Genomic DNA, 14,669 nt, shown 5'->3' on the forward strand with positions numbered 1-14,669 from the left:
TTAGTTGCTACAAAGCATCTTTCTGACGGCCTGCCGTGCTTGCGCTGCCAACTCGGTCAGATCCACGCCGGCAATGAGGTCATCGCTCACCACGGCGCGACCACCGACCCACATTGCCTTCAGGAAAGGTCGCCCACCCGAGACCACCGGCCCGATGGCCGGATCATGCAGGCCGAAATAGCGCGGATCATCCAGCCGGTACAGGGCGATGTCAGCCTGCTGACCGACCTGCAGCCCCTGCAGTCCGTCCAGCCCCAACACGCGCGCACCGCCGGTGCTCCCCCAGCGCACCACATCTTCCACCGTCGCCTCGTCGGCACCTCCTTCGAAATGGCCGCCGCGCACGGCCGGTATCGCCTCCTGTCCACGCCGCGCGCGCTGCATCAGCCAGGCGGCATGGGTTTCCGAGATCATGTCCGCAGCCTCGTTGGAGGCAGCACCATCCACGCCGATCGATACCGGCACGCCCGCCGCCTCCAGCGCGCGGATCGGGGCAATGCCACTGCCCAGCCGACCGTTGCTTTGCGGGCAATGCGCGATGCCCGTTCCGGTACTTCCCAGCAAGGCAATTTCCTCGGGATCGAGCTTGACCAGGTGCGCAAACCATACGTCCGGCCCCAGCCAGCCAATGCGTTCGCAGAATTCCACGGGACGGCAGCCGTGCATGGCTTGTGCGCTGTCCTGGTAGCCGACCGTCTCCGAGAGATGGCTGTGCAGGCGCAAACCCATTGCGCGGGCCGCCTTGGCGATCTCGCCCATTTCCTCGGGCGCCGCCGAATAGAGCGGCGTGGTCGGCGCCATCACCACGCGCCGCATTGATGCGGGCGCGGGATCATGGAAGCGCCGCGCCAGGCGCTGCATATCGGTGAGGAAAGCATCGAGGCTCTCCGGTCGCAGGGCACTGGGCAACTCCGCTTCCAGCTGCCGCGTGCGGGTCGCCGTCCCCCGACACAGCACGAAACGCAGGCCCAGTCGCTCGGCCTCCTCGAAGAGAATCTCCGAGGTATCGAAGGGCATGCCGGGGTAGTACAGGTAATTGTGATCGGCAATCGTGCCGCAACCCGAGCGCATCAATTCCACCATGCCGATGCGCGCGGCCAGCCGGAACAGCTCGGCATCGAACCTGGCCCGATAGCGATAGGGCGTGGCCGCCAGCCAGGGCGTGAGCGTGGCATTGATGCCCAGCGGATCCCCCTTCAACAGCGACTGGAACAAATGATGGTGGGTATTGATCCAGGCCGGATAGGCCACGCAATCGCTGGCATCGATCACGCTGTCACCCGGCAGCGCATCGAGCCGGCCGATGGCGGCAATGACGCCGTCGCTCACGCGGATGTCCGGACCGGCGTGGCGCGCAGCCTCACCGGGCAGGCCGGTCATGATGGCCTGCAGGTTCCTGATCAGGAAAGTGTTCATGAGGATTCGGCTCCTTGAGTTGGGATCATCATGCCATCTCGCTCTCATGCCAGCCAGCCAGCATGGCGCGGGAAAGCGCGCTCATGAGCCAGAACAGCAGGATGCCGGTCAGCGTGATCAGCAGCAAGGCGGCGAAGAGGCGCGGAATGTTGAGCTGGAAGCCCGCCTGCAGGATCTGATAGGCCAGCCCCGAACCAGTGCCGCCCGTGCCGGCCACGAACTCTGCCACCACGGCCCCGATCAGCGCCAGCCCGCTGGAAATGCGCAGGCCGCCGAAGAAGTAAGGCAGGGCGCTGGGAATGCGCAGACGCCGCAAGGTCTGCCAGCGCGTGGCCTTGTTCAGCCGGAACAGGTTGAGCAGGCCCGGATTGACGCTGCGCAGTCCCAGCGTAGTGTTGGAGATGATGGGAAAGAGCGCCATGATGGTAGCGCACACCGTCAGCGCTGCCGTGGTGTCCTTGACCCAGATGATGATCAGCGGCGCAATGGCGACGATGGGCGTGACCTGCAGGATGATCGCATAGGGGAACAGACTCACCTCGATGAAGCGGCTCTGCACGAACACGAAGGCAATCGCCACGCCCAGGATCACCGCCAGCACGAAGGCCAGGAAGGTAATCTTCAACGTCACCAGCAGCGAATCCATCAGCATGCTCCAATCGGCCACCAGTGTCTTGGCGATCAGCACCGGCGTGGGCACCAGGTAAGGCGGCACCTCCAGCAGCGTGCACACGATCTGCCAGGTCAGCAGCAGCGCGATACCGATGGACAGGGGCGCGGCCACGCGCCAGAAACCGGGACGATTGATCAGCGGATCAGTGTTGGGCTTCATGGCCGCCTCCCTGCTGGTTGGCCAGCGTCAGGTAATCCGAAAGCGTTTTGCAATACTGCATGAAGGGCGCCGAAATGCGAAAAGCTTCATCACGCGGACCAGGCGCATCGATGGCCACATCGGCAATCACCCGACCGGGGCGGGCCGCCATCACGATCACGCGCGAGGACAGGAACACTGCTTCATAGATGCTGTGGGTGACGAAGACCACGGTGAGATCCTGCCGGCTCCAGATATCACGCAGGTCGGCGTCGAGCTTGTTGCGGGTGAATTCATCGAGCGCACCGAAGGGCTCATCCATGAGCAGCAGGTTGGGCGATGTCGCCAGCGCACGGGCGATCGAGGCACGCATCTGCATGCCGCCCGAGAGTTCGCGCGGCAGCACCTTGTGGAATTTTTCCAGACCGACCAGCTTGAGCGCCTCGGCCACGCGCGCATCGGCCTGCGCGCGCGGCACCTGGCGCAAGTCCAGCGGCAGACGTGCATTCTGCTCCACCGTGGCCCAGGGCATCAGCGTGGCCTCCTGAAACACCATGGCCAGGGTACGCTCAGGAGTGCCGACCGTGGCCAGGTTGCCGCCCCACCAGCGGAGATGGCCGTGGGAGGGCTCTTCCAGCCCGGCAAACATCTTCAGCAAGGTGCTCTTGCCGCAGCCCGACGGGCCCAGCAGCGAGACGAACTCACCGCGCCCGATATCGAGCCTGACCTCATCGAGCGCACGGGTGCCATTGCGATAGGTCTTCTCGACCCGCTGCGCCGACAGCACCGGCGGTGCACCAGCAACTGCGGCCGCACTCTCCTGCTCCCATGCCGCGGCCTGCGACATGGCGTGTTCATCTCTGTCCATGGGATCTCCTGACGGGTTCATGCAGCGGGGTGGATGCGGAACACTTCGGATTCGCCGTGCTCTTCCAGCAATTGCAGCAACATGCGGCGCATGATGAGACCCGGACGGTCCGAGGCCATATGGAATTCCTGACGGCGACGCACGTCGATGCAGGCGTCGGGATCGGTGGCCTCCAGAATCTCCCGGTCCTCCACCAGGATGGGCGCATCCCAGGCGATCAGCTCGGCTTCGGAACACTCCTCTTCGGTATCGTTGCGATACAGCCATTGCGACAGCATGATGGCGCCGTCATCGATGGGCGTGGCGCAGTTGTAGATGATGTGGTGCCGGCCGCTCTCCGGATAAGTGCAGCCGAAGCGGCGCACGAAGGGCAGATACCAGCGGTTGAACATGTGGCGTACCGTGGTGTCGGCGCTGCTGCCGGTCACGCGATGGCTGGCCGGGACGTTCTTGATGGGCACACGGGTTTCGGCTTCGAAGCCGTAGTCTGTTTCATTGATCTCGTACTTCTCGGGCTTGGGCTGGTCGTACAGGCCGAAGGTGGCGCGGTGCACGTAGCTGAAGTGAGAATTGTCGAAGGAGTTTTCCATCATGCGCAACGGGCTGGTTTCCCAGCGCTCGTAGAACTGGAAGATGCGGCGGTAGCCCGGAGCGCCATCCTCGGGGAAATCGGGAATGTCGCGCAGCGGTTCTTCCAGTGCCACCCACACGTAGCCGTAACGTTCCTTGCAGAAATACGATTTCACGCACGCGCCCGAGGGCACGCTGCCATCCACGCTCTGCGGCACGCGCACGCAGGCGCCTTCCCCATTGAAGGTCCAACCGTGATAACCGCAGACGATGTTGCCGTTCTCCACGAAGCCTTTCGACAGCTTCGCCGTACGATGGCAACAGCGATCCTGCAGGGCGGCGGGCGTACGGTCCTCCTTGAGCCACACCACCAGCTTCTCGCCCAGCAGGGTGAAGGGCTGTGGACCGTCCTTCAATTGCGAGACGGGCATGAGCGCGTACCAGAACTTGCGCAAGACTTTTTGTTGGGTCACCAGCATGATGCTGCTCCTTCTGCTTGGACTGCGGACATCATGGTCCGCAGTGGTCCGGCCGGCGTGCCAACACGGTCGCCTTCGCCGGAAAATCTGTTCAGGCCACCACCGCTCCGAAGGTCTGCCGCACCTTCATTTCCAGGTACTCGCCGATGGTGCAGGGCGCATGGCGCGCCGGTCGTTCGGCGCTGCAACAGCTCGGCAGGCAGGCCACCACGGCGGCCTGGTCGCCATCCTGGAAGAACGGCAGGGAATAACGCGGCGCACTGCCGGCATTGAGAACGCGATGCGGATTGCTGTGATACAGGTCATTGCTCCACCGCTGCAGCAGGTCACCGATATTGACCACGAAGCTGCCATCGATGGGTGGCGCGCTCACCCACTGACCATCGGCATTGCAGATCTCCAGTCCGCCGATGGCATCCTGCGCGAGGATGGTGACCAGGCCCCAGTCGGTATGTGCGCCGGCGCCGATCTGGTTGTGCTGCGCCCCGGCCGGTTGCGGCGGATAGTGCAGCATGCGCTGGGTGGCAATGGGTGTCTGCAAGACCGGCTCGAAGAAATCCTCCGGCATCTCCAGTGACAGTGCGATCACGCCCAGCAGGCGATGGGACAGCGCGCGTACCGCTTCGTAATATCGCCGCGCATGCGCTTGGAAACCCGGCAAGTCGTGCGGCCACAGGTTATGGCCGTAGCGCAGCAAGCCGCGTTGCACGTAAGGATGATCGGGCGCGATGTCGAAGCCGAACTGGAAGCCTTCCTTCAGATCGACAGGAGAACCTTCATCCAGCGCCTGCGCCCCCATGCGCTCATAGCCATAGCCGGAGGGAGAGTGACGCATGTCGATGGCCGATTTGCTGGCCAGGGGCAGCGCAAAGAAACGCCTTGCCCAGTCGAACTGTCCCTCAATGAGCGCCTGCGGCACGCCGTGGTTGACGAGGTAGAAGAAACCGACATCACGCGAGATCTTGTGGATCTCCCAGGCCAGCGCCTCGCGGCGGGCCAGCTCGGGAGAAAACGCGTCAGCAAAATCGATCACCGGAATGTGGCGCGCGGTCATCGGTGGTGTATAGGGAATCATGGCGTCCTCACGCGAAGAAGGATGGCTGCCCCGGCCTGCGCAACATGGCAGCCATCCGGACCATCAGCAAGCTCAGGGCATGACCTTCATGTCCTTGACGAACTGGGTGGTGTAGGCCTTGTGATAATCGGTCCCGGCCTTGAGCAGGCCCGTGGCCACCATGACGTCATAGGTCTGCTTCCAGCGCTCGTCGGTCATCACGCCGATACCCATCTTGGCCGCATCGCCACCGGTGACCACCTTCAGTTCCTTCAGTTTGCCGACGGCATAGGCCAGCTGTTCGTCGCTCATGTTCTTGTTGTCCGCCTTGATGAGCGCATTGGCCGGTGCCGGGTCTTCCAGGTAGCTCTTCCAGCCCTCGGCAGTGGCCTTGACGAAGCGCTGCACCAGGTCGGGCTTGGTCGCCACCGTCTTCTGCAAGGTCACGATGGTGGTGCCATACGGTGGATAACCTGCGCTGGCAAAGAGGAAGAACTTGCTCTTCACGCCCGCCTTGTCGGCCTGGAACAGTTCGGATGACGGATAGGCCTGCTGCGCGATGTTGGGGTCGGCAAAGAAAGGCTGCAGGTTGAAGGTATAGGCCCTGGACTGGGCATCGGTATAGCCGTACTTGGCCTTGAGCCACGGCCACCAGCTCGACTGGCCGGAGCCGGCGACCAGAATGGTCTTGTTCTTCAGGTCCCCCAGGCTGGTGACATCCTCATGCGTCATCATGCCCTGCAGGTCGGACTGGAAGGAGGTGCCCACGGTCACCAGCGGCAGGCCCTGCTCGATCCCCTTCATCACGGTGAAGTCGTAGCCCATGCTGAAGTCCGCCTGCCCGGCCACCAGGATCTGCATGTTGTTGACCTGCGGGCCACCCATCTTGATGGTCACATCCATGCCATATTTTTTATAGATACCCTTGGCCACCGCCTGGTAGAAGCCGCCGTGCTCGGCCTGCGCGTACCAGTTCGACAGTAGCGTGACCTTGTCCTCGGCATGCGCCAAGCCCGGCATCGACAGGGCTGCTGCGCCCAGTCCCAGCCACACAGCGGCCACGTGCCGCAGGAATGTTCGCTTTTGCATCGTTTGCTTCTTCATCGCCTTCCTCTCCAGGTGGGTTGAACTTGCCTTGATCACTCGCCAATCACAGATCCAGTACCAGCCGCCGACCGACGCAACGCGACACGCACGGTAGGATGCGACGGCCACCGGCGCGCTCGGCGGCCGAGAGCACACTGTCGCGGTGCAGGGGCTGGCCTTCCAGTACGGTGCTCTCGCAGCTGCCGCAGAAACCCTCGCCACAGGACGTACCGATCACCACGCCCAGTCGCGCTGCCGCTGCCACGATGCTCTGACCGGGCGCGACCTCGCAGCGCAGGCCGGAGCGGTGCAGTACCAGCTCGAAAGCACGGTCGGCGACCTCGCTGAGCGGAGCTGCCTCTGCCTCTACATCTGCATTTGCGGACGGCTTCACGGGTGCGGCGAACAGTTCGAAGTGAATGTCCTGCTCGTGCCAGCCTGCCAGTCGGGCGTGGCGGCGTGCAGCCTCGATGAAGGGTGAAGGTCCGCACACGTAGAGCGGGGACGAAGGCGGCACGGCTGCCATGGATGCGGCCAAGGCGCGCTCGGTCTCGGCCCCGTCCAGGCCCAGGTGCAGCGACATGCCTTGCGAACAGGCCGCCAGTTCATGAAAGAAAGCGGCGTGTGCGAGGCTGCGTGCAAAGTAATGCAGACGATGCCGCCTGCCTTGCACGGCCAGCTCGGCGGCCATCGCATGCAGTGGCGTGATGCCGATGCCGGCGGCCAGCAGCAGCGGCGCGCGCGTATCGGCGATGAGGGGGAAGGCATTCACGGGAGGCGATGCACTGATCGTCGTGCCCTCCTGCACCTGCGCATGCAGGAAGGCGGAACCCCCGCGCGAAGCAGCCTCGCGCTTGACGGCAATCACGTAGCAGTCGCGCTGTTGCGCAGTATTGCAGAGCGAATAGGCGCGCACCAGTCCATCCCGCAGATGCAGGCGCACATGCGCGCCCGGCGTCCAGGGTGGCAGCGCCGCGCCCTCCAGCGACACCAGTTCAAACAGACGGATATCCTCGGCAGCCTGACGCACTGCCCTCACCCGCAACATCAAAGTGGTGGTGGCGCTGCCATCGAAACGATCGCGCACGGCATTCATCGCGCACCTCGACTGCGGGTACCACGAGAAAGGCTAATCGAAAAGCGAAGCAGCTGGGATGCCGCGCGAAGCGGCGAGGGAAAAAGAAAGGGCGCGCGGGCAATGTGCATGGTCTCGTGTCCTGTCGAAACAGAGGGACCATCGGAGCGTTCCGATGGCGTCACGAGCAATGCCCCGCAAGAAGGTAAGTGGATTCGTTACCGACTGCTAGCCGCTTCTACTCACTGCCTTATTTAGCAAACGGCGTGCCAAGGCCGGATATGCCGCAAACCCATGTGATTTTTCCGTGCATCAATGAAAAAGGGACGGAAAATACCGTCCCCTCACCTGCAAGCTGCACATCTTGGTGCGCCCTGCCTTGATCTGCATCAGAGGCGCACCAAGAAGAAGCCCGTCCGGTTTATGGCATCGGCATCAGGCCACGCCATGCTGCTTGAAGAAGGCCACCACCTTGCTCCACGCATCCTTGGCATCGGCTTCCACATAGCTGGGGCGGTAATCGGCGTTGAAGGCATGGCCGGAATTCATGTAGACGTGGAATTCCGACTTGTTGCCGGCCTTCTGCAGGGCTTCCTTCATCTGCTCCACGGTGGAGACCGGAATACCCTGGTCCTTGCCACCGTACAGGCCGATGACCGGCGTCTTGAGGGTGGCCGCGATATCGATGGGCTGCTGCGGGAACAGAGCGGTCCTGTCGCCCACCAGGCGACCGTACCAGGCGGCGCCGGCCTTGACCTTGGGATTGTGGGCGCTGTAGAGCCAGACGATGCGGCCACCCCAGCAGAAGCCGTTGATGCCCAGGCGCTTGAGGTCGCCGCCGTTTTCGCCGGCCCATTTGACGTAGGCATCGATATCCCCCATGACCTGGGCATCGGGCACCTTGGAAATGATTTCCTTCTGCAGTTCGGCAATGGAGGTATAGGCCATGGGATTACCCTGGCGCACGAAGAAATCCGGTGCGATGGCCAGATAACCCAGCTTGGCGAAACGGCGCGCGATATCGGCGATGTGCTCATGCACGCCGAAGATCTCGGAGACCACGATGATGACCGGCAGACCGGTCTTGCCCTCGGGCTGGGCACGATAGGCCGGCACGCGCTGGCCGTTGACCTCGATGGAGACCTCGCCGGCGGTGAGGCCCTGGGTATCGGTCTTGATCATGGTCTGCGCGCACACCGGCAGCACGGCGGCGGCAAAGCCGGTGCCCAGGGCGGTCTTGAGGAAAGTGCGGCGGTCAGCGTTGCCGCTCAGGGTACTCTGGCCCAGCAGGCTGTCGACATCATTGCGAAAGTCGTTCATCGGGTTCTCCATCTTGGTGGCACATGGCCTCGTTGTGGTGGAAGTGATGCGGGGCGAGAAGGCGCGCATGAAAAAGCGGCCCTTGCAGACCGCTTCCCTGGAACAGGACACCTGACGGGCCGGCACGCCGTGCGCGCCCGCTCAACCCTAGCCGGAGTCTAACCGCAATCGGCGCTACGCGTTGATGATGCCTCAGCCTTGCACGGCCAGCGCCGGGTTGCCGGGCGGCAGCTCGGGGGCAGCGGGAGTCACGTCGATGACGTGCTCGGTTGCAGCAGCCCGGGCGCGCGCGGAGGAAGCCACCTGCGCCTGCGCCGCATCGATGCGGAACACGCTCACCAGCTGCTGCAATCCGGCCGCCTGTTCCTGCAGCGAGCGGGCCGCCGCTGCAGCCTGCTCGACCAGGGCGGCATTCTGCTGCGTCATGTCGTCGATCTGGATGATGGCTTCGTTGACCTGCTCGATACCGCTGCTCTGCTCGCGGTTGGCGTGGGTGATCTCGGTCATCACGTCGGTCACGCGGCGAATGCTGGTGACGATCTCGGTCATGGTGCTGCCGGCCTGTTCGACCAGCTTGCTGCCATTTTCCACCTTGCCCACCGAATCGCCGATGAGCACCTTGATTTCCTTGGCCGCCGAGGCTGAGCGCTGCGCCAGCGAACGCACTTCGGACGCCACCACCGCAAAACCGCGTCCCTGCTCGCCTGCGCGCGCCGCTTCAACCGCGGCGTTGAGTGCGAGGATGTTGGTCTGGAAGGCGATGCCGTCGATCACGCTGACGATGTCGGCCACCTTCTGCGAAGACGCATTGATCGACTGCATGGTCTCCACCACCTGCGAGACGATGCTGCCGCCCTGCACCGCGACATCGGAAGCGGCCAGCGCCAGATCGTTGGCCTGGTGCGCGTTCTCGGCATTCTGCTTGACGGTGGAATTGAGCTGCTCCATCGAAGAGGCAGTCTCTTCCAGCGCCCCGGCCTGCTGCTCGGTACGGCCCGACAGGTCGAGGTTGCCGCGCGCGATTTCGGTGGAGGCGGTGGTGATGGTTTCCGAACCGCGCCGCACCTCGGCCACGATGGCTGCGAGCTTGTCGCGCATGACCCGCATGGCCACCAGCAGGCTGTCGTTGTCGCCGGCGCGGGTATCGATCACCACGGCCAGGTCGCCTTCGGCAATCTGTCCGGCGATCTGCACGGCGTAGTCCGGTTCGCCGCCCAGCTTGCGCAGGATCTGGCGCGTGATCCACAGCGCTGCCAGGATCGCGCTCACCACGCCAACGGCGCTGATGATCAGCATCAGCAAGCGCGCACGGGCATAGGCGGCGGCACTGCTGTCGGCGGCTTCGCGGTTGAGCTTGTCTTCCAGCGCGGCCAGGGCCTTGAGTTCAACCTGCCAGGATTTCTGCACCGGCAGGTATTGCTCCTTCAGGAATTGCGCCAGCTCATAGGCTTCGCGGCGCTTGCCGAACTCGACCGCCTCGTTGATGAGCTTTTCGGCCTTGGTGGCCTGCGCCTGGATCTTGGGCAGGGCCGCCTTTTCTTCTTCGCTGGTATCGGCCGAGTCGGCGAAGAACTGTTGCAGCTTCTGCGCGGCCATCCTGTACTTGAGCGTCTGGGCTTCGATGTATTGCGCCTCGATGTCCACGTCCTCAGGCGCGGCCGGCAGCATGAGGTTGCGCAGCGAGATGGAGCGCTCACCGACGGTTTCCAGCATGTCCTTGACCAGCGCGCTCTCGGGATTCTTGACCTCCACCACGTGGTTGAAGCGTCCCTGCACCTGGTGCATGTTGAAGATGCCAAAGCCGGTCACCAGCACCAGCAGCATGACTACCAACGCAAACCCGAGCCCCAGGCGCGTACCCACTTTCATTGCAGACTTCATGACGTCTCCTCCCATGTGTTCATCGGAGGCCGGACGGAAAGACGGAGATGACGAAAGCCACGAGCCGCATGCGGTCATGCTCAGGTGTGAATGTGTTTGTCCCCTGCCTGCCTGCCTCAGCCTCGGTTGCCCGGACCCGGTCCGGTTCCACCCAGCGCGTCATCCCGTCTTCGTCGGTCTGCGGTTGTGACGCGATCCTGCTTGTCTTGTGATTCAGGTGTCGACTTGGCCGGCGTTGCTGACGCCTGCTGACGTGTTCGACCGGTCGCGGCCCGGTCACGACGTCAGCTTGCCGTTCTGTCAATCTTGCTTTTTTGCCTAATCGTTCAGGTCCCCGCACTGTCGCGCGGGGGAAAACCGCTTGATCATGACACGGATGTGAAGATTAATGCGCTTCGTCCCAATTCTTACCGATTCCGACCTCGGCAAGCAAGGGAACTTTCAACTCCGCAACATTTTTCATCAATTCGGGCAGCTTTTCACGCACCCTGTCCAGCTCCTGTTGCGGCACTTCCAGCACCAGTTCATCGTGCACCTGCATGATCATGCGGCTGTGCATGCCGGTCGATTCCAGCCAGTCCTGCACGGCGACCATGGCCAGTTTGATGAGGTCGGCGGCAGTGCCCTGCATGGGGGCGTTGATCGCCGCGCGCTCGGCGCCCTGGCGGCGCGGACCGTTGGGGGAGTTGATCTCGGGCAGCCACAGACGACGCCCGAAGACGGTTTCCACGTAGCCGCGCGCCTTGGCCTGCAGGCGTGTTTCATCCATATAGCGCTTCACTCCCGAGAAGCGCATGAAGTACTTGTCGATGTACATCTGCGCCGCCGAACGTTCGATGCCCAGGTTGCCGGCCAGGCCAAAGGCGCTCATGCCGTAGATCAGGCCGAAGTTGATGACCTTGGCATAGCGGCGCTGCTCGGACTCGACCTGCTCGGGAGCGATGCCGAAGATTTCGGCGGCGGTGGCCTTGTGGATGTCTTCGTTGTTGGCGAAGGCCTTCAGCATGTTCTCGTCTTCCGAGATATGCGCCATGATGCGCAGCTCGATCTGCGAATAGTCGGCCGAGACGATCACGCTGCCTTCGGGCGCAACGAAGGCTTCGCGAATGCGACGACCTTCCGCGGTACGGATCGGGATGTTCTGCAGGTTGGGCTCGTTGGAGGACAGACGGCCGGTCACCGCCACGGCCTGCGCGTAATTGGTATGCACGCGACCGGTGGCCGGATTGATCATCTTGGGCAGCTTGTCGGTATAGGTGGACTTGAGCTTGGCCAGGCCGCGATAGTCCAGCAGCACCTTGGGCAGCGGATAATCCTCGGCCAGTTTCTGCAATACTTCTTCATCGGTGGATGGCGCGCCGGAGGCGGTCTTCTTGACCACCGGCAGTTCCAGCTTGCCGAACAGGATCTCGCCCAGTTGCTTGGGCGAATTCAGATTGAAGGGCTGACCGGCCAGATCGTAGGCCTGCTGTTCGATTTCCAGCATCCGCTTGCCAAGATCGTGCGATTGCTGGCCCAGACGGTCGCTGTCGATCAGCACGCCATTGCGCTCGATCTTCTGCAGTACCACCGAGGTCGGGACTTCGATCTTCTCGTAGATGAAGCGCAGCTTCTCATCATGCTCGATCTGCGGCCACATGGCCTGGTGCAGCGCCAGCGTGACCTCGGCATCTTCGGCGGCATATTCGGTGGCGCGCTCGATGGCCACTTCATTGAAGCCTATCTGGGAAGCGCCCTTGCCACATACCTCGGCATAGGTGATGGTCTTGCGCTCCAGGTGACGCGCGGCCAGGCTGTCCATGTCGTGCGGACGATGCGATTCGAAGACGTAGGATTCCAGCAGCGTATCGTGCTTGATGCCTGCAAGACGGATGCCGTAGTTGGCGAAGATGTGACTGTCGTATTTCAGATGCTGGCCGAGCTTGGGCTTGGTGGCGTCTTCCAGCCAGGGCTTGAGTTTTTGCAGCACGTGCTCGCGCGACAATTGCGCTGGCGCATCCTGGTAGTTGTGCGCTACCGGAATATAGGCGGCACGGCCCGCCTCGCAGCACAGCGAAATGCCGACCAGCTCGGCCTGCATCGCTTCCAGCGACGTGGTTTCGGTATCGACGGCGGTGAGTTCAGCGGCATTGATGCGTGCGATCCACTGGTCGAGCTGGGCATCGGTGAGCACGGTTTCATACTCGACCTTGGACGCGGCGGCGAACAGGCCACCTTGCGCGGGAGCCTCCAGCCCAGCAGCGGCCGATGCTCCCGCCATGGGAGCCTTCGATGCACCCGCCTCACCGCCATCGCCGAGCTCGCGCAGCCAGGTGCGGAAGTTGTAGCGCGTGAAAATGTCCTTGAGTACGTCCTTGTCCTGCGGCTGCATGGTCAGCGATTCGAGGATGGACTGCATGTGTTGCGACAGATCGCAATCGGTCTTGACCGTCACCAGCACGCGGCCTTGCGGCAGCCAGTCCAAGGCCTTGCGCAGATTTTCTCCCACCACGCCGGTGATCTTGTCGGCATTGGCCATGACGCCATCGAGCGAGCCATAGGCGGTGAGCCACTTCACGGCGGTCTTGGGGCCGCACTTTTCGACGCCGGGCACGTTGTCGACGGTGTCTCCGATGAGGCTCAGATAATCGACGATGCGCTCGGGCGGCACGCCGAATTTGGCGGTCACGCCGGCAATGTCGAGAACTTCATTGCTCATCGTGTTGACCAAGGTCACGTGTTCGTTGACCAGCTGGGCCATGTCCTTGTCGCCGGTGGAGACGATGGTATCGAGGCCGGCGGCGGTGGCTTGTACGGAGAGCGTACCGATGACGTCATCGGCCTCGATGCCCTCGACCATCAGGATCGGCCAGCCCAGGGCGCGCACGGCGGCGTGGATCGGTTCGATCTGCAATGCCAGGTCTTCCGGCATGGATTTGCGGGTGGCCTTGTAGTCGGGATAGAGATCATCACGGAAAGTCTTGCCCTTGGCATCGAACACACAGGCCACGTAACTTGCGGGATAATCGTTGCGCAGTCGGCGCAGCATATTGATGATGCCGTAGAGCGCACCGGTGGGCGCGCCTTCCGCGTTACGCATATCGGGCAGGGCATGGAATGCACGATAGAGGTAACTGGAACCATCAACTAACAACAAGGTTTTTTGCATATGGAACAGAGAGGAAAAAATGTCCCGCGTCTGCGGGAGGTGGGGGACATCGAACGCGCGACGGCCAAGAAGGCGCGCGAGTCGTGGCATGTACTCACGATTATGGCAGAATTCATCGAATCGACCGAACGTCTCTCCGAGCTGCGTCCTGCCGTTTCCATCTTCGGTTCTGCCCGGATCAAGCCCGACAATCCCCATTATCAACTGTGTGTGGAGATCGCCCGTCTGATCTCCGACGCCGGCTATGCCGTCATCTCCGGTGGCGGCCCCGGCATCATGGAGGCGGCCAACAAGGGCGCCTACGAAGGTGCCTCGCCCTCGGTGGGCCTGAACATCGAACTGCCGCACGAACAGCACGGCAATGCGTGGCAGGATATCTCACTGTCCTTCCGTCACTTCTTCGCGCGCAAGGTGGCGTTCGTCAAGTATGCCGATGCCTATGTGGTCTTGCCGGGCGGCTTCGGCACGCTCGATGAACTAACCGAAGCGCTGACCCTCATGCAGACCGGCAAGTCGCGCATGATGCCGGTGATCCTGGTGGGTAGCGAATTCTGGGCCGGTCTGGTGGACTGGATCAAGACCCGCCTGGTGGACGATGGCATGATCTCGCCCAAGGATGTCAACCTGCTGCAGGTGATCGACGAGCCTGCGGAAGTGCTGGCAGCGATCCAGAAATTCCACGCCGAGAAGGACAAGCCGGCGGAAACCCAGCAGGAAGCAGAGCGGCAGAGCGGGATGTATCTGTAAGCGGCTGCGGTTGTAGTCTTCCTCCATGCGGGCGGGACGTGAGAGCGTTTCGCCCGCTTGTTTTTTGAGCGTTTGCAGGAAGAAAGCAACAACCAGGGCCTGTTCTCGTCACTCTTTAAATGATCGCATCCGATATTTCGATGTCGACGACCCTGACTATGAGAAGACGCTCTTCATGCCTCCACCTTGGGGTGATCGCCTCAGCACGTCAATA

The 14,669-nt window shown here is 62.7% G+C and carries 11 protein-coding genes; 1 reads left to right on the forward strand and 10 read right to left on the reverse strand.

Going from position 1 to position 14,669, the window contains the following annotated elements; genetic code table 11:
- From HWE01_RS06655 to polA, 10 genes are all read right to left on the reverse strand, one after another.
- Positions 1–1,416: an amidohydrolase family protein gene (locus tag HWE01_RS06655; RefSeq protein WP_241821388.1), complete on the reverse strand. Its 1,416-nt coding sequence runs from the start codon at positions 1,414–1,416 to the stop codon at positions 1–3.
- Between the two features lie 28 nt (positions 1,417–1,444).
- A complete protein-coding gene (locus HWE01_RS06660) occupies positions 1,445–2,248 on the reverse strand; it encodes an ABC transporter permease (RefSeq protein WP_008334848.1) in 804 nt (267 codons plus the stop codon).
- On the reverse strand, positions 2,232–3,095 hold the full coding sequence (locus HWE01_RS06665) for an ABC transporter ATP-binding protein (protein WP_008334846.1): 864 nt from the start codon (positions 3,093–3,095) through the stop codon (positions 2,232–2,234). The genes HWE01_RS06660 and HWE01_RS06665 overlap by 17 nt, the downstream gene beginning before the upstream one ends.
- 17 nt (positions 3,096–3,112) lie before the next feature.
- A complete protein-coding gene (locus HWE01_RS06670) occupies positions 3,113–4,144 on the reverse strand; it encodes an aromatic ring-hydroxylating dioxygenase subunit alpha (protein ID WP_241821389.1) in 1,032 nt (343 codons plus the stop codon).
- A 91-nt stretch (positions 4,145–4,235) separates the two neighbouring features.
- On the reverse strand, positions 4,236–5,219 hold the full coding sequence (locus HWE01_RS06675) for an isopenicillin N synthase family dioxygenase (protein WP_241821390.1): 984 nt from the start codon (positions 5,217–5,219) through the stop codon (positions 4,236–4,238).
- Between the two features lie 72 nt (positions 5,220–5,291).
- Positions 5,292–6,287 carry an ABC transporter substrate-binding protein gene (locus HWE01_RS06680; protein WP_034351783.1) on the reverse strand — a complete coding sequence of 332 codons (996 nt, stop codon included), beginning with the start codon at positions 6,285–6,287 and terminating at the stop codon, positions 5,292–5,294.
- A 61-nt stretch (positions 6,288–6,348) separates the two neighbouring features.
- On the reverse strand, positions 6,349–7,380 hold the full coding sequence (locus tag HWE01_RS06685; protein ID WP_241821391.1) for a PDR/VanB family oxidoreductase: 1,032 nt from the start codon (positions 7,378–7,380) through the stop codon (positions 6,349–6,351).
- Between the two features lie 414 nt (positions 7,381–7,794).
- On the reverse strand, positions 7,795–8,679 hold the full coding sequence (locus HWE01_RS06690) for a dienelactone hydrolase family protein (protein ID WP_008334835.1): 885 nt from the start codon (positions 8,677–8,679) through the stop codon (positions 7,795–7,797).
- 192 nt (positions 8,680–8,871) lie between these two features.
- Positions 8,872–10,560 carry a methyl-accepting chemotaxis protein gene (locus HWE01_RS06695; protein WP_008334833.1) on the reverse strand — a complete coding sequence of 563 codons (1,689 nt, stop codon included), beginning with the start codon at positions 10,558–10,560 and terminating at the stop codon, positions 8,872–8,874.
- A gap of 385 nt (positions 10,561–10,945) precedes the next feature.
- A complete protein-coding gene (gene polA / locus HWE01_RS06700; RefSeq protein ID WP_241821392.1) occupies positions 10,946–13,708 on the reverse strand; it encodes a DNA polymerase I in 2,763 nt (920 codons plus the stop codon).
- Here polA and HWE01_RS06705 point away from each other — a divergent pair, their 5' ends adjacent.
- Positions 13,709–14,455, forward strand: a complete 747-nt coding sequence (locus HWE01_RS06705; RefSeq protein ID WP_008334829.1) for an LOG family protein — start codon at positions 13,709–13,711, stop codon at positions 14,453–14,455.
- The last annotated feature ends 214 nt before the right edge of the window (positions 14,456–14,669 follow it).

The organism is Herbaspirillum sp. C7C8 (assembly GCF_022627875.1).
GTDB lineage: Bacteria > Pseudomonadota > Gammaproteobacteria > Burkholderiales > Burkholderiaceae_D > Herbaspirillum.

What these genes read in the sequence shown, in the direction of transcription:
- HWE01_RS06655 (WP_241821388.1), bottom strand. Translation starts at nt 1,416, where the DNA reads ATGAACACTTTCCTGATCAGGAACCTGCAGGCCATCATGACCGGCCTG.
- HWE01_RS06660 (WP_008334848.1), bottom strand. Translation starts at nt 2,248, where the DNA reads ATGAAGCCCAACACTGATCCGCTGATCAATCGTCCCGGTTTCTGGCGC.
- HWE01_RS06665 (WP_008334846.1), bottom strand. Translation starts at nt 3,095, where the DNA reads ATGGACAGAGATGAACACGCCATGTCGCAGGCCGCGGCATGGGAGCAG.
- HWE01_RS06670 (WP_241821389.1), bottom strand. Translation starts at nt 4,144, where the DNA reads ATGCTGGTGACCCAACAAAAAGTCTTGCGCAAGTTCTGGTACGCGCTC.
- HWE01_RS06675 (WP_241821390.1), bottom strand. Translation starts at nt 5,219, where the DNA reads ATGATTCCCTATACACCACCGATGACCGCGCGCCACATTCCGGTGATC.
- HWE01_RS06680 (WP_034351783.1), bottom strand. Translation starts at nt 6,287, where the DNA reads ATGCAAAAGCGAACATTCCTGCGGCACGTGGCCGCTGTGTGGCTGGGA.
- HWE01_RS06685 (WP_241821391.1), bottom strand. Translation starts at nt 7,380, where the DNA reads ATGAATGCCGTGCGCGATCGTTTCGATGGCAGCGCCACCACCACTTTG.
- HWE01_RS06690 (WP_008334835.1), bottom strand. Translation starts at nt 8,679, where the DNA reads ATGAACGACTTTCGCAATGATGTCGACAGCCTGCTGGGCCAGAGTACC.
- HWE01_RS06695 (WP_008334833.1), bottom strand. Translation starts at nt 10,560, where the DNA reads ATGAAGTCTGCAATGAAAGTGGGTACGCGCCTGGGGCTCGGGTTTGCG.
- polA (WP_241821392.1), bottom strand. Translation starts at nt 13,708, where the DNA reads ATGCAAAAAACCTTGTTGTTAGTTGATGGTTCCAGTTACCTCTATCGT.
- HWE01_RS06705 (WP_008334829.1), top strand. Translation starts at nt 13,709, where the DNA reads ATGGAACAGAGAGGAAAAAATGTCCCGCGTCTGCGGGAGGTGGGGGAC.